The 20,588-nt window shown below is 70.1% G+C and carries 19 protein-coding genes and 1 pseudogene; 11 read left to right on the forward strand and 9 right to left on the reverse strand.

Annotation, left to right across the window (positions count from 1 at the left end; all coding sequences use genetic code 11):
• Positions 1-10 precede the first annotated feature (10 nt).
• Positions 11-310 carry a DUF5955 family protein gene (locus C8250_RS32575; protein ID WP_138357473.1) on the forward strand — a complete coding sequence of 100 codons (300 nt, stop codon included), beginning with the start codon at positions 11-13 and terminating at the stop codon, positions 308-310.
• Here the strand turns inward: C8250_RS32575 and C8250_RS32580 are convergent.
• Positions 269-1,042 carry an IclR family transcriptional regulator gene (locus tag C8250_RS32580; protein ID WP_138357466.1) on the reverse strand — a complete coding sequence of 258 codons (774 nt, stop codon included), beginning with the start codon at positions 1,040-1,042 and terminating at the stop codon, positions 269-271. The two genes, C8250_RS32575 and C8250_RS32580, sit on opposite strands and share 42 nt — an antisense overlap.
• Positions 1,043-1,271: 229 nt before the next feature.
• Here C8250_RS32580 and allB point away from each other — a divergent pair, with 229 nt between their 5' ends.
• From allB to C8250_RS32595, 3 genes are all read left to right on the forward strand, one after another.
• The gene (gene allB, locus C8250_RS32585; RefSeq protein WP_138357474.1) at positions 1,272-2,606 is read left to right on the forward strand and encodes an allantoinase AllB; all 1,335 of its coding nucleotides are present in this window, start codon (positions 1,272-1,274) and stop codon (positions 2,604-2,606) included.
• A complete protein-coding gene (gene alc, locus C8250_RS32590) occupies positions 2,603-3,718 on the forward strand; it encodes an allantoicase (RefSeq protein WP_187145055.1) in 1,116 nt (371 codons plus the stop codon). The genes allB and alc overlap by 4 nt, the downstream gene beginning before the upstream one ends.
• A gap of 164 nt (positions 3,719-3,882) precedes the next feature.
• A complete protein-coding gene (locus C8250_RS32595) occupies positions 3,883-4,632 on the forward strand; it encodes a DUF6159 family protein (RefSeq protein WP_138355601.1) in 750 nt (249 codons plus the stop codon).
• Between the two features lie 614 nt (positions 4,633-5,246).
• Here the strand turns inward: C8250_RS32595 and C8250_RS32600 are convergent.
• Positions 5,247-5,468, reverse strand: coding sequence for a DUF397 domain-containing protein (locus tag C8250_RS32600; RefSeq protein WP_138355600.1), 222 nt, complete (start codon positions 5,466-5,468; stop codon positions 5,247-5,249).
• Positions 5,465-6,331, reverse strand: coding sequence for a helix-turn-helix transcriptional regulator (locus C8250_RS32605; RefSeq protein ID WP_138355599.1), 867 nt, complete (start codon positions 6,329-6,331; stop codon positions 5,465-5,467). The genes C8250_RS32600 and C8250_RS32605 overlap by 4 nt, the downstream gene beginning before the upstream one ends.
• Positions 6,332-6,509: 178 nt before the next feature.
• Between C8250_RS32605 and C8250_RS32610 the strand changes: the two genes are divergently transcribed.
• Entirely contained in the window at positions 6,510-6,968 is a 459-nt protein-coding gene (locus tag C8250_RS32610) for an ATP-binding protein (RefSeq protein WP_138355598.1), read from the forward strand.
• Positions 6,969-7,212: 244 nt separating this feature from the next.
• On the opposite strand, the gene C8250_RS32615 is transcribed toward C8250_RS32610, so the two are convergent.
• The 4 genes and pseudogenes from C8250_RS32615 to C8250_RS32630 form a co-directional block, all read right to left on the reverse strand.
• A complete protein-coding gene (locus tag C8250_RS32615; protein WP_138355613.1) occupies positions 7,213-8,568 on the reverse strand; it encodes a GH1 family beta-glucosidase in 1,356 nt (451 codons plus the stop codon).
• Between the two features lie 20 nt (positions 8,569-8,588).
• Positions 8,589-9,458 (reverse strand): carbohydrate ABC transporter permease, encoded by an 870-nt coding sequence (locus C8250_RS32620; RefSeq protein WP_138355597.1) that lies wholly within the window; start codon positions 9,456-9,458, stop codon positions 8,589-8,591.
• Positions 9,451-10,359, reverse strand: a pseudogene (locus C8250_RS32625) (sugar ABC transporter permease); the annotation flags it as partial. The gene C8250_RS32620 and the pseudogene C8250_RS32625, both read right to left, overlap by 8 nt.
• A 5-nt stretch (positions 10,360-10,364) precedes the next feature.
• Complete coding sequence (locus C8250_RS32630) at positions 10,365-11,687, reverse strand: sugar ABC transporter substrate-binding protein (protein WP_138355595.1); 1,323 nt, start codon at positions 11,685-11,687, stop codon at positions 10,365-10,367.
• Between the two features lie 241 nt (positions 11,688-11,928).
• Between C8250_RS32630 and C8250_RS32635 the strand changes: the two genes are divergently transcribed.
• The 6 genes from C8250_RS32635 to aroA all read left to right on the forward strand — a co-directional run bounded on the left by C8250_RS32635 (position 11,929) and on the right by aroA (position 18,321).
• On the forward strand, positions 11,929-13,245 hold the full coding sequence (locus tag C8250_RS32635) for an ROK family transcriptional regulator (protein WP_138355594.1): 1,317 nt from the start codon (positions 11,929-11,931) through the stop codon (positions 13,243-13,245).
• A 62-nt stretch (positions 13,246-13,307) separates the two neighbouring features.
• Positions 13,308-14,117 carry an AIM24 family protein gene (locus C8250_RS32640; RefSeq protein ID WP_138355593.1) on the forward strand — a complete coding sequence of 270 codons (810 nt, stop codon included), beginning with the start codon at positions 13,308-13,310 and terminating at the stop codon, positions 14,115-14,117.
• Positions 14,118-14,271: 154 nt separating this feature from the next.
• Entirely contained in the window at positions 14,272-14,706 is a 435-nt protein-coding gene (locus C8250_RS32645; protein WP_138355592.1) for a ribonuclease domain-containing protein, read from the forward strand.
• A 272-nt stretch (positions 14,707-14,978) separates the two neighbouring features.
• Positions 14,979-15,602: a bifunctional 4-hydroxy-2-oxoglutarate aldolase/2-dehydro-3-deoxy-phosphogluconate aldolase gene (gene eda / locus C8250_RS32650; RefSeq protein ID WP_138355591.1), complete on the forward strand. Its 624-nt coding sequence runs from the start codon at positions 14,979-14,981 to the stop codon at positions 15,600-15,602.
• A gap of 179 nt (positions 15,603-15,781) precedes the next feature.
• Positions 15,782-16,966, forward strand: coding sequence for a cytochrome P450 (locus tag C8250_RS32655; protein WP_138355590.1), 1,185 nt, complete (start codon positions 15,782-15,784; stop codon positions 16,964-16,966).
• Positions 16,967-17,085: 119 nt separating this feature from the next.
• A complete protein-coding gene (gene aroA, locus C8250_RS32660; protein WP_138355589.1) occupies positions 17,086-18,321 on the forward strand; it encodes a 3-phosphoshikimate 1-carboxyvinyltransferase in 1,236 nt (411 codons plus the stop codon).
• A gap of 39 nt (positions 18,322-18,360) precedes the next feature.
• Here the strand turns inward: aroA and C8250_RS32665 are convergent, their stop codons facing one another.
• Entirely contained in the window at positions 18,361-19,530 is a 1,170-nt protein-coding gene (locus C8250_RS32665) for an amidohydrolase (protein ID WP_138355588.1), read from the reverse strand.
• A gap of 245 nt (positions 19,531-19,775) precedes the next feature.
• Entirely contained in the window at positions 19,776-20,561 is a 786-nt protein-coding gene (locus C8250_RS32670; RefSeq protein WP_138355587.1) for an arylamine N-acetyltransferase, read from the reverse strand.
• Positions 20,562-20,588 lie beyond the last annotated feature (27 nt).

Genomic DNA, 20,588 nt, shown 5'->3' on the forward strand with positions numbered 1-20,588 from the left:
CACGTCCGGCGTGGAGGATCCCCGGGTGACGGCGCTGCGCCTGTCGGTCGCCCGGGTGCGCCGGGAGCTGGCCGGCCTGCGGTCGGAGTTACCGGACCGAGCGATAGCCGAGGACGAACTGGGCGCGCTGGCCAATGCCGCGGACGCCGGGATCCTGGAGATCGACCGGATGCGGCACTCGCTGCTGCTGGTCGCGGCGGCGCTGGGGTCGGTGAGCGCGCTGGCGGTGGCCCTGGCCGAGCTGCGCAGGGCCGTCGACCTCTTCGGGTCAGGCGCTGGTGCCGGCCCCGGCGCTGGCGAGGGCGTGTGACAGCTGCCGGGCGATGTCCTGCAGGATGGGGATGATCTTCTCCGTGGCGACCTCGGTGACCCGGCCCGCGGGCCCGGAGATCGAGATGGCCGCGGCGGCGGGGGAGTCGGGGACGGTGACCGCCAGGCAGCGGACCCCGATCTCCTGCTCGTTGTCGTCCACCGCGTAGCCGGCCTCGCGGATCTTCTCCAGCTCTCTTATGAAATCGTCCGCGTTGGTGATCGTCTTCTCGGTCGCGGCGGGCATCCCGGTACGGGCGAGCAGCGCGCGGACCTCGTCCGGCGGCACATGCGCCAGCAGCGCCTTGCCCACGCCGGTGGAGTGCGGCAGCACCCGGCGTCCGACCTCGGTGAACATCCGCATGGAGTGGCGGGACGGCACCTGGGCGACGTAGACGATCTCGTCCCCGTCGAGCAGTGCCATGTTCGCCGTCTCGCCGGTCGTCTCGACCAGTTCGGCGAGGAAGGGGCGGGCCCAGGTGCCGAGCAGTTTGGCGGAGCTCTCGCCGAGCCGGATCAGCCGCGGGCCGAGCGCGTACCGGCGGTTCGGCTGCTGCCGTACGTAGCCGCAGTCGACGAGGGTGCGCATCAGCCGGTGGATGGTGGGCAGCGGGAGCCCGCTGCTGGCGGAGAGCTCGCTCAGACCGACCTCGCCGCCCGCGTCGGCCATCCGCTCCAGCAGGTCGAAGGCACGTTCGAGCGACTGAACGCCTCCTGCGCGGTCTGACGACACGTGCGATCTCCTCTGAGCGGTTGGGCGAGCGGTGGATGATGGGGGGAAGCCTACCGGCCGACCTCGGCCAATTGATCTCTTGCGGGCCTTCTCCTGTAGCTAGCTACGGAGGCTGTGGCGAAATGTGAATTCCGCTTTGTGGAATCTTACATGCCCTTGACGGTTCACCGCCCTGTCCTGCACATTCGTTCAACAGAACGTTGAAATTTGGAGGCCGCACGTGGTGGAAATGGTCCTGCGCTCGACTCGGGTCGTCACGCCCGAGGGGGAGCGCCCGGCCGCGGTCGCGGTCAGCGGCGGCACGATCGCCGCCGTGTGGGCGTACGACGCCGACGTCCCGGAAGGCGCCCGGCTCGTCGACCTCGGCGACGACGCGCTGCTCCCGGGCCTGGTCGACACCCATGTGCACATCAACGACCCCGGACGCACCGAGTGGGAGGGCTTCGCCTCCGCCACCCGCGCCGCCGCGGCCGGCGGCATCACGACGCTGGTCGACATGCCGCTCAACAGCATCCCGCCCACCACGACCGTCGAGAACCTCGCCGTCAAGCAGGACACCGCGCGCGGCAAGGTGCACACCGACGTCGGCTTCTGGGGCGGCGCCGTCCCCGGCAACGTCAAGGACCTCCAGCCCCTCCACGACGCCGGCGTCTTCGGCTTCAAGTGCTTCCTGCTGCACTCCGGCGTCGACGAGTTCCCGCAGCTCTCCCCGGAGGAGCTGGCGGACGCGCTGACGGAGCTCTCCCGCTTCGACGGTCTGCTGATCGTCCACGCCGAGGACCCCCAGCTCATCGACGGCGCCCCGCAGCGCGGCGGCCCGCACTACGCGGACTTCCTCGCCTCCCGGCCGCGCGCCGCCGAGAACGCCGCCATCGAAGGGCTCATCACCCTCGCCAAGCGGTTGAAGGCGCGGGTGCACGTGCTGCACCTGTCGTCCAGCGACGCGCTGCCGCTCATCGCCGCGGCGAAGCGCGAGGGCGTCAAGCTCACCGTCGAGACCTGCCCGCACTTCCTCACCCTCACCGCCGAGGAAGTCCCGGACGGCGCCACCGAGTTCAAGTGCTGCCCGCCGATCCGTGAGGCCGCCAACCAGGACGCCCTCTGGGAGGGCCTGGCCGACGGCACGATCGACTGCATCGTCTCCGACCACTCGCCGTCCACGATCGAGCTCAAGGTCAAGGAGACCGGCGACTTCGCCGCCGCCTGGGGCGGCATCTCCTCGCTCCAGCTCGGCCTGCCGGCCATCTGGACCGAGGCCCGCCGCCGCGGCCACAGCGTCGCCGACGTCGCCCGCTGGATGTCCCAGGCGCCCGCCGCCCTCGTCGGACTCTCCACCAAGGGCGCCATCGCGGTCGGCTACGACGCCGACTTCGCGGTCCTCGCCCCGGACGAAACCTTCACGGTCGACCCCGCCGAGCTCTACCACCGCAACCGCATCACCGCCTACGCCGGCAAGACCCTGCACGGCGTCGTCCGCAGCACCTGGCTGCGCGGCGAACTGATCGCCGAGAACGGCGTCACGAACGAGCCCACCGGCCGTCTGATCACCCGGGAGACCGCATGACCTCCACGTCCTCGACTTCGTTCACCGGTGATGCGCGGCCGTTCGGTGGGGGTGATCCGTATGGGGATTATCGTCGTGCGGAGTTGCCGTTCACGGATCTGGTGGATCTGGCGGATCGGCGGTTGGGTGCGGGGGTGATCGCGGCGAATGACGAGTTCTTCGCGGAGCGGGAGAATCTGCTGATCCCGGAGCCGGCGCATTTCGATCCGGAGCACTTCGGGCACAAGGGCAAGATCATGGACGGCTGGGAGACCCGCCGCCGCCGGGGCACCGGTACGGATGCCCCGCATCCGGTCGACGCGGACCACGACTGGGCGTTGATCCGGCTCGGCGCGCCGGGTGTGATCCGCGGGATCGTCGTGGACACCGCGCACTTCCGCGGCAATTACCCGCAGTCGGTGTCGGTCGAGGCGACGGCGCACTCACTGTCGGCGTCGCCGCAGGATCTGCTGGCGGAGGGCGTGGAGTGGACCACGATCGTGCCGCGGACCCCGGTGGGTGGTCATGCGGCGAACGGGTTCACGGTGGAGGTGGATCGCCGGTTCACGCATCTGCGGCTCAACCAGCACCCGGACGGTGGTGTGGCCCGGTTGCGGGTGTACGGGGAGGTGGCGCCGGATCCGGGGTGGTTGGCGGAGTTGGGCACGTTCGACCTGGTGGCGTTGGAGAACGGCGGCACGGTCGAGGACGCGTCGGACCGTTTCTACTCCTCGCCGGTCAACACGATCCTGCCGGGGCGTTCGCGGAAGATGGATGACGGGTGGGAGACGCGTCGTCGTCGGGACAAGGGCAATGACTGGGTGCAGTACCGGTTGGTGGCGCAGGGTGTGATTCGTGCGGTGGAGATCGATACCGCGTATTTGAAGGGGAACTCGGCGGGTTGGGCGGCGTTGTTCGTGCAGGACGACGGTTCGGATGAGTGGACGCAGTTGCTGCCGCGGACCAAGCTGCAGCCCGACACGGTGCACCGTTTCCTGGTGAACCCGGTCCCGGCGACCCGGGTGCGGATCGACATCTTCCCCGACGGCGGCATCTCCCGCCTGCGCCTGCACGGCTCCCTCACGGCGCGCGGTGCTGAACAACTCACCACCCGCACCGAAGAAATCAGCTGAACGCAGGCTGACTGTACGTACGTTGACCGCCCCCAGCCGAGCATCGGCCGGGGGCGGTCGGCGGTTCCGCGTATCGGGCGATTCGGTCGGTGGCGAGCGGGCCTCGGCGACTGACATAACCTGTGCCGCGTCGACGAAGTATGACCATCCGTGGGGGACCTCTCGTGAGTACCGTCAAGCCCGTTCGCCTGTCCTTCGGGGTACTGCGAAGAAACCGCCGCCTGCTGATGTTTCCGCTGCTCAGCGGTTCCGCGCTGATAATGATAGCCGGCGGCGTGGCGGCGCTGACGCTCCTTCTGGACGGAGCCGAATCGTCAGAGTCCACCTTCGACGTCCTCTACGTGGGCGTCGGCTATCTCCTGCTGGGATTCGTGCTCACGCTCTGCAGCGCCGCGATGATCTGCGCGGTCGATGACGTGCTGCGGGGAGAGCCGGTCCGGATCGGCGCGAACTATCGGCGAGCTGTGCGGAACTGGCGACGGCTGCTGGCGTGGAGTCTGCTCAGCACGACGGTTCTGCTGCTCATCCGACAGCTGGAGCGGATCCCGGTCGTCGGCTGGATCCTGGGCGAACTCTTCAGCGCCGGATGGGCCGTCGCCACCTACCTGGCGCTGCCGGCCATGATGATCGACGGCCTCGGGGTCGTCGAGAGCACCCGCCGGTCGGCGCGGATGCTGCGCGAGACGTTCTCCCGCCAGGTGTTCGGCTCGCTGTGGATCGCGCTGCCCATGGTTCTCTCGGTGGTCATCGGATTCGCGGCATTCATGCTCGCAGCGGAGTCGAACAGCATGGGGCTCGCCATCGCGGGCGGACTGTTCGCCGCCCTGCTGCTGTTCTGCACGCTGCTGGTAGGCACCACGGTCTCCGGGATCTTCCGCACGATGCTCTACCGGGACGCGGCGGCTGCGGCGTAATTCCTTAGCGCCGGGGTGCGGGTGGTGGGGTGGCCGAGGTTCCGACAGTACGAAGGGGTGCGTCTGCGGCGCTGCGCACCTTGACCGGGCGGAGGGAGGCCCCGGCGCTGCGCGCCTGCCAGCGGGTCGGCCCGCTGCGCGGCCCCGCGCGAAGCGATCCCGGTCCGCTGCGCTCCCCTTGGCGGGGCTGGAGCGGGTTGAGCTCGTGGTGCTCTGCGGGTGATGGTTTGGCCCACCGTCCTCGGCCGGAGGTGGTGCTGGTGTGACGGGGGATGTCCTGCGGGTCCTATGAGGCGGTGTTTTGGCTGGCCCGGATCACTAAGGACGGTCAAACGCCGGTATAGCGGCAGTCCGGCCACGCAAGCTGATCCGAAGCACGCGGTGCTCGCCTTCCGGGGCCTCCCCGACAAAGCCGCGCCGCCCCGGCCACATGCCACCCCCACCCCGCCCGGGGAGCGCAGCGGACCGGATCGCTTGGCTCGGGCCGCGCAGCGGGCCGCTTCACTGGCAGGCGCGCAGCGCCGGGGCCGCCCCTCCGCCCGGTCAAGGTGCGCAGCGCCGCAGAAGGGCGCTTCGCATCGCTCTGACCTCAGCTACGCACCCGCCCGGCCGGATCAGAGCTCGCCGGCGATGACCCCTGCGCGGAACGCGGCCCACTCGGCCGCGTCGAACCGGAGGGGCTCCCGCCCCGGGTTCTTGGAGTCGCGCACGGCGACGGCGCCGTTGGGGAGATCTGCGATCTCCACGCAGTTGTTCTCGGCTCCGCTGGCGGAGGACTTGCGCCAGGCTGCGACGGAGAGGTCGTGCGCGTACAGCTCCGCCTTGGGTCCGTTCACTTTCTGTGGCCTTCTTCCATCTGCGCGATACGGGCGAGTGAGTCTTCCACCGGCAGCGCTGTCGCACGGATCCGCTCGAACGCTTTGGTGAAGGGCACAGCTTCATCGCCCTCAACGTATGCCGCTCCGCTCAGGTTTTCCAGCAGGACCACGTCCGGGATGGGACCGGGGAACGAGACGATGGAGAATCCGCCCACGACACCCGGATGGGTGCTGCAGTCCAGCGGCATCAACTGGATGGTCACGTTCGGCATTTCGGCTGTGTCGAGTAGGCGGCGCAGTTGCTCGCGCATCGTCGCCGGACGGACCACGAACCGTTGATGCAGGGCTGCCTCGTGGATGATTACCCACAACTCCAGTGGATTGCCAGGCCGGGTGAGCACGGACTGGCGTGCCAGCCGGACCTCGGCCAGTGCCGCGATATCGTCCGGGGTTCGCGACGTGGTGATGCCCGCGATGTTCTCGCGTGCGTAGGCCGCCGTCTGCAATAGTCCGGGGACCACGAGAGGCGCCCACTCGCAGATCTGCTCGGCGTCGGACTCCAGCGAGATGTAGTCGGCGTAAGCGGGCGCAACGATGCCGCTGTACGTCTGCCACCACCCCTTCTTGCTCGCGTCCTTTGCCAAGTTCTCGAGCGCTGCGTGCACTTCAGGATCGCCGACGCCGTAGATCTGGAGCAGTGAGCTGACCTCGGCCGGCCGGATGGCCTGTGCCGCGTTCTCGATCTTCGACATCTTCGGGCCCCTCCACCCCATGGCGATGGCGGCTTCGTCGAGCGTCAGCCCGGCGTCGTTGCGCAGCCTCTTCAGGGTTGCGCCGAGGCGGCGGCGCCGGACGGTCGGGATCAGCGGAGAGTTGGGCATAGCCGCAGTCCTACACCAGCAACCGGGTTGAAGAGAACGGTCAGTGATGAAGCGTCATTCATATCGGGTAGAAAACTTGCGATGGAATCAGAAAAGCGCCACCATCGGAGAGTCGTCACGCAGGGTCGATGACCCGGCGCACGGCGCGACATGATCCGACGCTGCCTGTGGAGGTGCCATGTACGACATGGCCGAAGTGCACGGACCCCCAACCCCCGGCTTTTACCTCCGCACCAGACCGCACGGCTTCGTCGTCCACCTCGTCGCTTCCGGCGACAACCTGCGCGCCGTCCGGGAGCTGACCCGTAAGACCCTCGCCTCGGCGGGCGTTGACACCGAGACGGCCGAGAGCGCGCAGCTCGTGCTGTCCGAGCTGGTCGGGAACTCGGTTCGGGCGTGCGGGGAGTGGGTGCCGCTGGTGGTGGAGCTGTCCGTCGGGCGGACGGTGGTGGTGTTAGGGGTGCACGATCCGGATCCGGCGCGGATTCCGCGCCGGCGCGCGGTGGCGATGGATGACGCCGACGCCGAGTCCGGGCGGGGGCTGGCGCTCGTGGATCTGCTCACGTCGGGGTGGCGGGTGGCGCGGTCGCCGGTCGGGAAGCAGGTCCGCTGCCGGCTGGAGCTCGCGGCGGGGTGAGTGAGTGCCCGGCTCCGCCCTCATCCCGCCCGCGGGGCGAGTGCCCGGCTCCGCCCTCATCCCGCTCGCGGGGCGAGTGCCCGGCTCCGCCCTCATCCCGCTCGCGGGGTGAGGGCCTGGAAGCCGCCGTCTGCCCGCCGCCGTGTGAGGGCCTGGCAGCCGCCGTCTGCCCGCCGCGGGGTGAGTGCCCGGCAGCCGTCCTCCCCGTGCGGGACGGATGCCGGGCACAAGTGCGAGCGAACCGTCAGGCCGCGCGGCGGGCGCGGCGGTGGTGGGCGGCGATGATGTCGGCGTAGCGGCGGCCGCTGCCCTTGATGGTGCGCTTCTGCGTCGGGTAGTCGACGTGGATCAGGCCGAAGCGCTTGTCGTAGCCGTAGGCCCACTCGAAGTTGTCCAGCAGCGACCACGCGAAGTAGCCGGCCAGCGGTGCGCCGCGGCGCACCGCTCTCGCGCAGGCGGCCAGGTGCTCCTCCAGGTAGGCCTGTCGCTCCGGGTCGTCGACCTGGCCGTCGGGGCCGACGGTGTCGGGGTAGGCGGAGCCGTTCTCGGTGACGAAGATCCGCTCGGCCCCGTACTCCTCGGCGACCCGGACGAGCAGCTGCTCCAGGCCGTCGCCGTAGACCTCCCAGTCCATCGCCGTGCGCCGGACGCCCGGCAGGTAGACCTGCTTGGCGCGCGGCGGCAGGCCGGTGGGGTCGTCGGCGATGACGTTGCGGAAGTAGTAGTTGACGCCGAGCCAGTCGAGCGGGGCCGCGATGGTGTCGAGGTCGCCGCTGCGGATCGGGAGGTCGACGCCGTACTGGTCGACCATGTCCTGCGGGTAGCCGCGGCCGTGGATCGGGTCGAGCCACCAGCGGTTGGTGTGGCCGTCGGCGCGGATCGCGGCGGCCTGGTCGGCCTCGCGGTCGGTGGCGGGCTCGCAGGGGCTGAGGTTGTTGACGATGCCGATGCGGGCGTTCGGGTTGGCGGCGCGGATCGCCTGGACGGCGAGGCCGTGCCCCAGGTGCAGGTGGTACGAGGCGCGGACCGCGGCCGTGATGTCGGTGAGGCCGGGGGCCATCTTGCCCTCGAGGTGGCCGATCCAGGACGAGCAGAGCGGCTCGTTGAGCGTCGCCCAGTCGTGGATGCGGTCGCCGAGGGCTTCGGCGACCACCGACGCGTACTCGCCGAACCGCTCCGCGGTCTCCCGCTCCGGCCAGCCGCCCCGGTCCTGCTGGGCCTGTGGCAGGTCCCAGTGGTAGAGCGTCGGGAAGGGGGTGATGCCCGCTTCGAGGAGGGAGTCGGTGAGCCGGTCGTAGAAGGCGAGTCCGGCCGGGTTGACCGGCCCGCCGCCCTGCGGCATGACACGGGGCCAGGCGATGGAGAACCGGTAGGCGTCCAGGCCGAGATTGCCCATGAGGGAGATGTCCTCGGGTACCCGGTGGTAGTGGTCGCAGGCCACGTCGCCGGTGTCACCCTCCGCCACCTTGCCCGGGGTGTGGGAGAAGGTGTCCCAGATCGAGGGGGACCGGCCGTCCTCGTCCACCGCTCCTTCTATCTGGTAGGCGGCGGTCGCCGCACCCCAGATGAAGTCGGCGGGGAGAGCGCTGAGGTCGTTCACGAGCAGCCTTTCGGTGGTGGTCACTTGACGGCGCCGGCGGTGAGTCCGACGACCAAGTAGCGCTGGAGCAGCAGGAACCCGGCGACCACGGGCACACTCACGACGAGTGAGGCGGCCATGACCTGGTTCCAGTACACGTCGGTCTGGGTGGCGTATCCCTGCAGGCCGACGGCGAGGGTGCGGGTGGTGTCGTTCGTCATGACCGACGCGAAGAGCACCTCGCCCCAGGCCGTCATGAAGGCGTACACCGACACCGCGACGATGCCGGGGACCGCGGCCGGGACGACGACGCGGAACAGCGCGCCGAGCGGGCCGCAGCCGTCCACCATCGCGGCCTCGTCGAGATCGCGCGGGATGGAGTCGAAGTAGCCGACGAGCATCCAGATGGAGAAGGGGAGCGAGAACGTCAGATAGGTGAGGATGAGGCCGCCGCGGCTGCCGTAGAGGGCGATCCCCGTCGCGTTCCCGATGTTGACGAAGATCAGGAAGAGCGGGAGGAGGAAGAGGATGCCCGGGAACATCTGGGTGGACAGCACCGTCACGGTGAAGAACTTGCGGCCCTTGAAGCGGTAGCGGCTGACGGCGTAGGCGGCGAAGATCGCCACGGCCACCGAGGCCACGGTCGCGCTGACCGAGACGATCACCGAGTTCACGAAGTACTTGGCGAGCGGGACCGTGTGCCAGATGTCGATGTACGGCCGGAACGTGAAGCCGCTCGGGATCCACCGGAAGGAGCCCTGCACGTCCTGCAGCGGCTTCAGCGAGGAGCTGAGCATCACGTACACCGGGGCGAGCGTGAAGACCGTGAGCAGGGTGAGGAAGATCCTCCGGGTCCAGATGAAGGACTTCGGCTGCGCCATCGGGGACGGGGGAGGAGGGGGTTTACGCATCGGCCGCATCCCTCCTGCGTGACGTGACGAGCAGATAGATGGCCGTGACGACCAGCAGGAACAGCAGCAGGAGGACGGACATGGCCGAGCCGGAGCCGAAGTTCCAGGTGACGAACGACGACTGGTAGATGTGGATGGAGATCAGGTCGGCGGCCTCCGGCGCCGATCTGCCGAACAGCACGTAGGGCGTGTTGAAGTCGTTGAACGTCCACAGGAAGAGCACCAGCACCAGCACCTGGTTGACCGGCCGCAGCGACGGCAGGGTGATCCGGCGGATCTGCTGCCAGACGCCCGCGCCGTCCATCGACGCCGCCTCGTACAGCTCACGCGGGATGTTCTGCAGCCCTGCCATCAGGCACAGGAACGCGAACGGCCACGAGCGCCAGACGGAGACGGTGACGAGGGCGGTGAAGCTGTTGTCGCCGATCAGCCAGAACGACCGCTCGGAGGTGAGGTGCAGCTGGTCGTGGATCACATGGTTGATCAGGCCCGTATCGCGCTGGAACATGAACGACCAGGTGATGACGGCCGCGTAGACCGGCAGCGCGTACGGGACAAGGAAGATCGCCCGCAGGAATCCCCGGCCGCGGAAGGCGTCCTGCATGAGGATCGCCGCCGCGGTGCCGAGGAGCCAGGAGAGCCCCACGGCGAGGACGGTGAAGCAGAGGGTGACCCAGAACGAGTGCAGCAGCGCCTGGCCGACCGGGGCGTCGAAGTCCACCGCTACGCGGTAGTTGTCCAGGCCGGCCCAGGGCGCGGCGCCCCAGTCGCGGATGAAGAACTGGGTGAGCTGTTTGAAGCTCATCACGATACCGACGATCATCGGGATGAGGTGGATCAGCAGTTCGAGCAGCAGCGCGGGAAGCAGGAGGAGGTAGGGCAGGCCGATCCGGCGCAGTCGCGCGATCACGAGGCCGGCATCTGCTGCTGGGCCTTGGTGAGGGCGTTCTTCACGGAATCGGTGGTGACGTCCTTGCCTGAGGCGGCCTGCGCGAAGAGCTCCTTCATCGCGGTGCCGACGAGCGTCTCGAACTGGCTCTCATTGGGGACCTGCGGCAGCGGGGCGGCGCTCTTGGCGAGCACCTCGGCGAGCGTCTTCAGGTCGGGGGTGGAGAAGGCCGGGTCGCTCTGCGCGTCCTTGACCGGCGGCAGCGAGCCGTAGGTGGCGTTGAGGGTCTTCTGCTCGGCGGCGCTGGTCATGAAGTTGACGAACTTCAGTGAGCCGTCGAGGTTCTTGGTGTTCTTGAAGACCGCGAGGTTGATGCCGGCGACCATCGAGTTGATGGCGTGCGCACCCGTGGCGCCCGCGGTCTGGAACGGAACCGGCGCCACGCCGTAGTCTTCGGGCTTCATGCCGTGGGACTTCAGCGAGGAGGCGGCGGCCTGCCACATCAGCATGCCGGCCTTGCCGGTCGCGAAGTCGGCGAGGGACTGGTTGGCGGCGTACTCGGCGTTGCCGGGGGCTGCGATCTTGTCCTTGCCGATGAAGTCGATGTACTGCTTGACGGCGGCGACGTTCTCCGGGGTGTCGAAGGTGGCTTTGCCGGAGGCGTCGAAGAAGTCCGAGCCGTGCTGCTTGGCGAGGACGAAGGCGTGGTGGATGTTCTCCGAGCCGTTGCCGCCCTCGACGGCGAGGCCGTACTTGCCGTCCTTGGTGAGCTTCTTGCCGTCGGCGACCAGTTCGTCCCAGGTCGTCGGCGGGGCGGCTATGCCCGCGTCGGCGAACATCTTCTTGTTGTAGTAGAGCCCGTAGGCCAGCGAGTACAGCGGCACGGCGGCCGGGTCCTTGCCCTGCGCGCCGGCGGCGGCGAGCGCGGCGCTGACGAAGCGGTCCTTGCCGCCGATCTTGGAGAAGGTGGTGGCGTCGAACGGGAGCAGCGCACCGGTGGCCTGGAGGGACGCCGACCAGGTGTTGCCGATGTTCAGCACGTCGGGCCCCTGGCCCGAAGTGGCCGCGGCCAGAATTCTGTTGAGCAGGTCGGACCAGGGGACGACCTCCAGCTTGACCTTGATCCCGGTCTGCTGCTCGAACTTCTTGAGCTCGGGCTCCAGCACCTGCTTGTCGTTCTCCAGGCTGGTGCCCTGGTTGCTCGCCCAGTACGTCAGGGTCTTCGGGCTGCTGTTGCCGCCGCTGTCGTTGCTGCTGGAGCCGCCGCCGCAGGCGGAAGCGGTGAGTGCCATCGCTGCGGCGATGGCGGTGGCCGCGACTGCCCGGTGGTAGGTACGCATGACGGTCCCCTCTCAGGGGTGGGATCGCTACGGAACGGGAACGGGTCTGGACTGGTGCGGAACCTGACAGGAACGGGTCCGGAAGACGTCAGGAACAGGTCGGGAACGGGTCTGGATCAGTTCAAGAAGTGAACAGGGGCCGTGTCTTATTTCAGGGCGTGATTTAACTTGTGAGAAAAGGTGGCGTCAAGACTTCGCGCACCGATAGATTTCAGCCGGGGAGCCAGGGGAGGAGGACCGAATGGCAGATCGAGGCAAACGAACCGTGCGTGACCTGCGGCGCGGCAACCGGTCGGCGCTGTTGCGCCACCTGTATTTCGAAGGACCACTCAGTCGCCAGGAGTTGGGACGGGACTCCGGGCTGAGCGCGGGATCGATCAGCAACGTCGTCGGCGATCTGATCGCCGACGGGCTGGTCGAGGAGGCCGGTTCCGTCGACTCCGACGGCGGACGGCCGCGGATCCTGCTCAGGGTCGCCGCCGGTTACGGCTGCGTCGTGGGGGTGGATGTCGGGGAGACCCGGGTCCGGGTCGAGCTGTTCGACCTCGCCCTCACCGAACTCGCCGCGGCGGACCTGCCGCTGTCGGACAGCGGCCATGACGTCGACCACGTCGTACGGCTGATTCTCGATGGTCTCTCGGCCGTCGTCCGGGACGCGGGCATCTCCGAGAGCGATGTGCTCGGGGTGGGCGTCGGGGTCCCCGGCATCGTCGAGCAGGGTGACGGCGCCAACGGCCAGGGCGGCTCGGGCGGTTCCGGCGGCCAGGGCGGCTCGGGCGGCTCAGGTATCGACCTCGGCAGCGGCGAGGGCATCGTCGTGCACGGCCAGACCATCGGCTGGAACGCGGTCCCGTTCGGCCGCCTGCTGCGGGCCGGCACCGACCTGCCGCTCTACATCGACAACGGCGCCAAGACGCTGGGCCAGGCCGAGATGTGGTTCGGCGCCGGACGCGGCGCGAGCAGCGCCGTCATCGCGCTGCTCGGCTCGGGCGTCGGCGCCTGCGTGGTCGCCGACGGCAAGCCGTACCGGGGGGCCACCAGCAGCGCGGGGGAGTGGGGTCACACCACCCTCCAGGTGGGCGGCCGGCTCTGCCGGTGCGGCGCCCGCGGCTGCCTGGAGGCCTATGTCGGCGCCGAGGCGCTGCTGGAACGCTGGGGCCGGGCCCCGGAGGGGCAGAGCGAGGAAGCGGGCCTCACGGCCCTGCTGACCGCCGCCGACGAGGACCCGTCCGCGGCCGCGCTGCTGGCGGAGACCGCCGAGTACCTGGGCGCGGGCATCGCCGACCTGATCAATCTCTTCAACCCCCAGCGCATCGTGATCGGCGGCTGGGCCGGGCTCATGATCGGCCCCCGGCTGCTGCCGGCCGTCCGCGAGGCGGCGGTGGCCTACGCGCTGCACCACCCCTGCGCCCAGACCTCCATCGAGATGGGCCGGCTCGGCCCCGACGCGGTCACGGTCGGCGCGGCCACCCTGCCGCTGGCCAGGCTGCTCGACTCCGGCGGCGCGCCCTGGAACCGGAGCCCAACCGTCCGGGAGGCCCGCCTGGAGGTACGTTGACAAAGCGGGAGCAATCGGATGCTCCCGCCTTGTCGCACCTCGTCCCGCCAAGGAGCCCCGCTGTGACCCTGCAGCAGCAGATCGTCGGCACCGCCATGCAGATGACCGTATGCACCCTTCAGCCAGGTCAGACGGTGTACTGCGAGGCGGGGAAGTTCCTGTTCAAGACGTCGAACGTCACCATGGAGACCCGGCTGTCGGGACCTGGCGGTGTCCAGCCGGGCGGCGGCGCGTCCGGCGGCATGAGCGGCATGCTGCGCCAGGCGATGGGCACGGCCATGCAGGCGGGGCAGCGGGCGCTGGCGGGCGAGAGCCTCGCCTTCCAGTACTTCGCCGCGTCCGGCGGCGAGGGCACCGTCGGCTTCGCCGGGGTGCTGCCCGGTGAGATGCGGGCCCTGGAGCTGGACGGTTCGCGGGCCTGGTTCGCCGAGAAGGACGCCTTCGTGGCCGCCGAGTCGACCGTCCACTTCGGTATCGCCTTCCAGGGCGGACGGACCGGCCGCAGCGGCGGCGAGGGCTTCATCCTGGAGAAGTTCACGGGGCACGGCACGGTGATCATCGCGGGCGCGGGCAACTTCATCGACCTCAACCCGGCGGACTTCGGCGGCCGGATCGAGGTCGACACCGGCTGCATCGTCGCCTTCGAGGAGGGCATCGAGTACGGGGTGCAGCGGATCGGCGGCCTCGACCGGCAGGGGCTGATGAACGCGGTCTTCGGCGGCGAGGGGCTGTCGCTGGCCACCCTGGAGGGCAACGGCCGCGTCATCCTGCAGTCGATGACGATCGAGGGTCTGGCCAACGCGCTGAAGAAGGCTCAGGGCGGCGACAAGCAGGGGCCGACGGGCGGGCTGTTCTCCACCCACCAGGGCTGAGCGGCGTCCGTACGGGCCGGCCGGCCGGTCACCCGGGCCGATCGTGCCGGGCCCGCGCCGGTTCTCACACATCTTCCGTGACCGGTTAACTCCTGGAAAACAGTGTGTGGTTGGCATTGACGGGGCCAGGTCTACGCGCGTCATGGTGGTGTCCATGAGAACCCCACGTCTCACTCGTATCGGCGCGCTCGCCGTCCTCGCGGGCACCCTCCTCGTCGGCGGCCCGGCGGTCGCCGCCTCTCCCGCCGCCCTCGCCCCCACCTCCGCCGCCGTCGGCTCGTCCGCCACGGTGACGGTCAACGCGGTGGGCAGCATCTGCTATTCGGCGCTGCCGTCGCAGGCCCACCACACCCTCGACCTCATCGACGCGGGCGGGCCGTTCCCGTACTCGCAGGACGGCGTCGTGTTCCGGAACCAGGAACACCTGCTGCCCAGTCACACCAGCGGCTACTACCACGGGTACACCGTCGTCACGCCCGGGTCGCCGACCCGCGGCGCCCGCCGGATCATCACCGGCCAAGCGGTCGACGAGGACTACTACACCGCCGACCACTACGCGTCGTTCAAGCTGGTCGACTTCAGCTGCTGAGCACCCTTCCGGGTGCCTGCTGAGCATCCTTCCGGGTGCCTGGTGAGCGCCCTGCCGAGCAGCTGCCGATCCCTCTGCCCACCGCCTTCCGACCCCAGTGAGCGGGGCGGGCGCCGGACCTTCCTCCGGCGCCCGCCCCGCTCTTTCGCGTGTTACGGACCGGATACATCCCCGCGAACCGCAGGCCTCGGTGTCAGAGGCACCCGATAGCGTTCCAGGGAGACGATGATCCGCCCCCGTTCCACAGCACCGAGGAAGGACGGCGATCCGCCGTGTACCGCTGGGAGATCACCCGGGCCGCGCTGGCCCAGCGGGTTTTCGCCATCGTCCGCAGCGAGAGCTACGACCAGGCCGCCGCGGTGGCCGACACGTTGCTCTCGGCCGGGCTGACCACACTGGAGATCTCGCTCACCACACCCTTCGCGCTCGAAGCGGTGACCACCCTCGTCCGCGAGGTCGGCGATGACGCGATCATCGGCGCGGGCACCGTACTGGACGCCACCTCCGCCCGGATGGCCGTCGACGCCGGAGCCCGCTTCCTGGTGTCGCCGAGCCTGGACGAGGGCGTCCTACGGACCGGGCACCGCTACGGCGTCCCGGTCTTCCCCGGCGTGGCGACCCCCACCGAGATGGTCCGCGCCATGGAACTCGGCGCGGACGCGCTCAAGCTCTTCCCCGCCTCCGGCTACGCCCCCGGCTGGATCAAGGACGTGCGCGCCGCCCTTCCGCAGGCCGCGCTGCTGCCCGCCGGCGGCATCACGGTCGACACCGCGCCGGACTGGATCGCCGCGGGCGCCGTCGCCTGCGGGATGGGACCTGAGCTCACCGAAGGCGACCGCGACACCGTCGCCAAGCGGCTGACCGAGCTGCTGGCCCGCCTGGCGGACGCCCGCTGACCCCCTGACCACCGGACCCCCTGACCACCGGACCCCCTGACCACCGGACCCCCTGACCACCGGACCCCCGGGTCCCCTGACCTCCTGCCCGCTGTACTCCTCCGTGAGGGGGAGGCGCGCTCCGCCGACGGCCGGTTACCGTGCGGAGCAAGGCGAACCCGTCTGACCAGGGGGAGGTTATGGGCATGTCCGAGATCATCGATCTGACCGCCTACGGCGAGGAGTTCACCGCCGACCCGTACCCGATCTACGCCAAGCTGCGGGAGCAGGGCCCGGTCCATCGGGTCCGCACCGTCGACAACGGCGAGCTGTGGCTCGTCGTCGGCCATGAGGCGGTGCGCTCGGCGCTCGCCGACTCCCGGTTCAGCAAGAGCTGGCGCACCCTGGACCCGCTCGCCGAACCCGGCGCCATCAGCGCCAACATGCTGGAGGCCGACGCACCGCAGCACACCCGGCTCCGGAAGCTGGTGGCCAAGGAGTTCACCGCACGCCGTGTCGAGGCGCTGCGGCCCCGGGTCCAGGAGATCACCGACGAGCTGCTGGACGAGATGCTGCCGCTCGGCCGCGCCGACCTGGTGGACGCGCTCGCCTTCCCGCTCCCGATGACCGTCATCTGCGAACTGCTCGGCGTCCCGTCGCTGGACCGCGAAGCGTTCCGGCGCTGGTCCAACGTGATCGTCGGGCAGGCCGGCGCCGAGGCGGAGAACGCCGCGGTGGAGGCCATGGGCGCCTACCTGGTGGAGCTCATCGAGGACAAACGGTGCAGTGCCCCCGCCGACGACCTGATGAGCGCCCTGATCCGCACCCGGCACGAGGACGGCGACCAGCTGTCGGCCGAGGAACTCGTCGGGATGGCCTTCCTGCTCCTGGTCGCCGGGCACGAGACGACCGTCAACCTGATCTCCAACGGGGTACTGGCACTGCTCCGGCACCCCGGCCAGCTCGCCGAGCTGCGCGCCGACCCCTCGCTGCTGGACGGCGCGATCGAGGAGATGCTGCGCTACGACGGGCCCGTCGAGACCTCCACCTGGCGGTTCACCACCCAGCCCGTCGACATCGGCGGCACCGTCATCCCGAGCGGCGAGCCGGTCCTGGTGGCGCTGGCCTCAGCGGACCGCGACCCGGAACGCTTCGAGGAGCCCGACACCTTCGACATCCACCGCTCCGCCCAGGGCCATCTGGCGTTCGGCCACGGCATCCACTACTGCCTCGGCGCCCCGCTGGCCCGTATCGAGGGCCGGACCGCGATCCGCACCCTGCTGGAACGCTGCCCGGACCTGGCGCTCGACGCGGACCCCGCCACCCTGACCTGGCGCCGCGGCATGCTGATCCGCGGTGTCCACCGGCTGCCGGTGCGCTACTAGGTGCTGCCCGGCAACGCCACCGGTTCCGTCACCTGATGTGCGCGGACCTAGAATCGGTCCCGATCAAGGCATCAGCAACGCCGCTGACGCGCGTCCGAGTCGTATCGGGAGGCCCAGAAGTGTCCGTTGTCGCCGTGCCGGGTTCGAAGTCGGTCACCGCCAGAGCGCTGTTCCTGGCAGCCGCCGCCGAGGGCACGACCACGCTCCGCCGGCCGCTGCTCTCCGACGACACGGACGGCTTCGCCGAGGGGCTGACGAAGCTGGGCTACGCGGTCGAGCGGGAGCCGGACCGGTGGCGGATCGAGGGCCGGCCGGCCGGCCCCGCCGTCGGGCAGGCGGACGTGTACTGCCGTGACGCGGCCACCGCCGCCCGTTTCCTGCCCGCGCTCGCCGCCGCGGGACACGGCACGTACCGCTTCGACGCCTCCGCCCAGATGCGCCGCCGCCCCGTCGCCCCGCTCACCGACGCCCTGCGCCGGCTCGGCGTCGACCTGCGGCACGAGGAAGCGGAGGGCCATCTGCCGCTCACCGTCACCGCGCGCGGCATCAAGGGCGGCGACCTCGAACTCGACGCGAGCCTGTCGTCCCAGTTCCTCACCGCGATGCTGCTCGTCGCCCCGCTCACGGCCGAGGGTCTGCGGATCCGCGTCACCGGGCTCGTCTCCGCCCCGTACGTCGAGATCACCCTGGCGATGATGCGGAGCTTCGGCGTCGAGGTGCTGCGGGAGGGCGACACCCTCACCGTTCCGCCCGGCGGCTACCGCGCCACCGACTACGACATCGAGCCCGACGCCTCCACCGCGAGCTACTTCTTCGCCGCCGCCGCGCTGACCGGCGCCTCCGCGACCGTCCCCGGCCTGGGCGCGGACGCGCTCCAGGGCGATCTGCGCTTCGTCGACATCCTGCGGCGGATGGGCGCGGAGGTGGAGACCGGAGCGGACGCCACCACCGTCACCGGCACCGGGCGGCTGTCCGGGGTCACCGTCAACATGCGCGACATCTCCGACACCATGCCGACCCTCGCCGCCATCGCGCCGTTCGCCGACGGCCCGGTGCGGATCGAGGACGTCTACAACACCCGCGTCAAGGAGTGCGACCGGCTGGACGCGTGTGCGGAGAACCTCCGCCGGCAGGGCATCCGGGTCGAGACCGGACGCGACTGGATCGAGATCCACCCCGGCACGCCCGTCGCCACCGAGATCACCTGCCACGGGGACCACCGCATCGCCATGAGCTTCGCCGTCGCCGGGCTGCGCACCCCGGGTGTCACGTTCGACGACCCGGGATGCGTGAAGAAGACCTTCCCCAAGTTCCACGAGGCGTTCGCGGCGCAGCGCCGCACCTGGGGCGTCTGAGTCCTCGTCCGGGACGAGGGCTCGGTCAGGGTCCGCGGCTCAACGCGCGCTGTACTCGGTGAGCGCCAGCCGCAGGGTCTCGCGCATGAGCTTCACGCCGACGGCGATGCACTCCTCGTCGACGTCGAACCGCCCGCTGTGCAGGTCGTAGGCGGTCGCCCGGCCGCGGGGCCGGACCCCGAGCCGGGCCAGGCCGCCGGGCACGGATTCCAGGTACCAGGCGAAGTCCTCGCCGCCGAGGCTCTGCGGGGTCTCGTAGCGCGCACCGGGTTCGAGGGCCGACGTGACCGCCGCGTCGAACACCCGCATAGCGTCCGGGTCGTTGGTGACCGCGGGCGCCACCTGGTTGAAGTCGGCGTTGAACGTCACCCCGTACGGGGAGACGATCGCGGAGGCCAGCCGCTCGAACAGTTCCGGTACCGCCGCCCACGCCTCCCGGCTCAGCGACCGCACCGTCCCCAGGGATGTGACGCGCTCCGGCCGGCCGTCGGGTCCGGGCACGCTGTTCACCGTCCCGAACACCGCCGAGGCGACCATCGCGGCGCCTGGGGGCAGCGCGTTCTGCAGGGCGGTCGGGAGGTCGGTGATGAGCTTGGCCATCACCATCACCAGGTCCGCGGGATGGGCTCCGGGCGCGGTGCCGGCCGGCGGCTGGGTGATCTGGATGTCGAAGGCGGTCAGGCTGGAGGTGATCGGCCCGGTGCGGATCCCGACCCGGCCCACCTCGCCCGCGGGATCGCAGTGCAGGGCGTAGATGACCGCCACGTCCTTGAGCACCCCGGCCGCGATGGCGTCGTGGGCGCCGCTGGGTACGGCCTCCTCCGCGGGCTGGAAGATGAACCGGGCCCGCCCCTCGATCGCTTCGGGCGCCTGGGCGAGCCCCAGTGCCACCCCGAGCATGATCGTGGTGTGCACGTCGTGCCCGCAGGCGTGACACGTCCCGGGCTGGGTGGACCGGTACGGGACCTCCTTCTCGTCCGCGACGGGCAGCGCGTCGATGTCGGCGCGCAGCGCCACGAGCGGGCCGCGGCCGTCACCGATGTCGCAGTACAGGCCGGTGCCGCCGGGAAAGATCTGCGGCGCGAGACCGGCGGCCGTGAGCTGCTCGGCGATGAAGGCGGTGGTGCCGAACTCCTTGCGCGCCGTTTCCGGGTGCGCGTGGATGTGGCGGCGGATCTGCACCAGGCGGTCGAACCTGTCGGGATTCATGACTATCCAGTTCCAGCGGTGACGGAGTCTTCCAGCGGTGACGGAGGTCGTAGCGCGGACGCCCGCTGCTCGACGGCGTCATCGTATGCGAGCCGGGCGGGCCGCCGGGTGCGGTGCGCCCACCCGACAACTCCCGTGGTGAGAAGGCCCGTTGGGGTGACGGATACCTGCGGGGGCCGTGCGGGAGCCGGTACGCCGGGTGATTCGGGCGGCGGATATCCCGCGAAGGTGTGACCGTCCACCCGTCAGTTCGATTCTTCCGGCGCCGCCGGCTGGACCGGGAGCCGGTCGAGGACGACACCGAAGGAGTCGCGGTAGACGGCGAGCAGTTCGTCCTGCTCCAGGTCCTGTTCGTGCCGTTCGTCGCCCTCGGTGGTGATGAGGGAGGTGCCGCTGAGGGTGATCCGGCCGGTCGGCGTGAGCAGCGAGCAGACCAGCGACCGGGTGAAGTGGGACGCGGGGGAGGTGCGCTGCCACCAGCAGGTCGGTTCGAAGTCGGCGAGTTCGCGGGGGCGTTGCTCCAGCCGGTACTCCGCTACGCCGTCCTTGAGGATGTCGACGTCACCGTCCGGCGCGTCGGCGACACGGAAGACACCGCTGGGGTCCGACTGGTCCTCGCGGCTGTCCAGCCGGATCGGGTGCTGGGTGAACCGGCCGAAACCGACGTCCACCAGCCAGGAGCCGGAGGCCTCGACGCGCAGCGCCAGATGGTCGAAGGGCGGGCCGAGGACCCCGTCCTTGTCGAAGACCCGGGCGGCGAACAGGCTCACCGGGTACCCGAGCTCCGTCAGCAGCGCACCGAACAGACCGTTGAGTTCGTAGCAGAAGCCGCCCCGCCGGGCCCCGACGACCTTGGCGTGGAGCGCCTCCCGCGTCAGCACGATCTCCTCGCCGAGATGGATCGAGAGGTTCTCGAACGGCACGGTGAGCAGATGACGAAGCTGCAGGTCGCGCAGCGCGGCGGCGTCGGGTATTGCGGGGCGGTCGGCCCCGATGCGCGAGAGGTAGGCGTCGGCCTGTGATGCGTCCATGACGCAGTTATCCCTCAGCGTTCCTCC

Origin of the sequence: Streptomyces sp. So13.3 (genome assembly GCF_005860785.2) — a bacterium.
Classification (GTDB): domain Bacteria; phylum Actinomycetota; class Actinomycetes; order Streptomycetales; family Streptomycetaceae; genus Actinacidiphila; species Actinacidiphila fildesensis.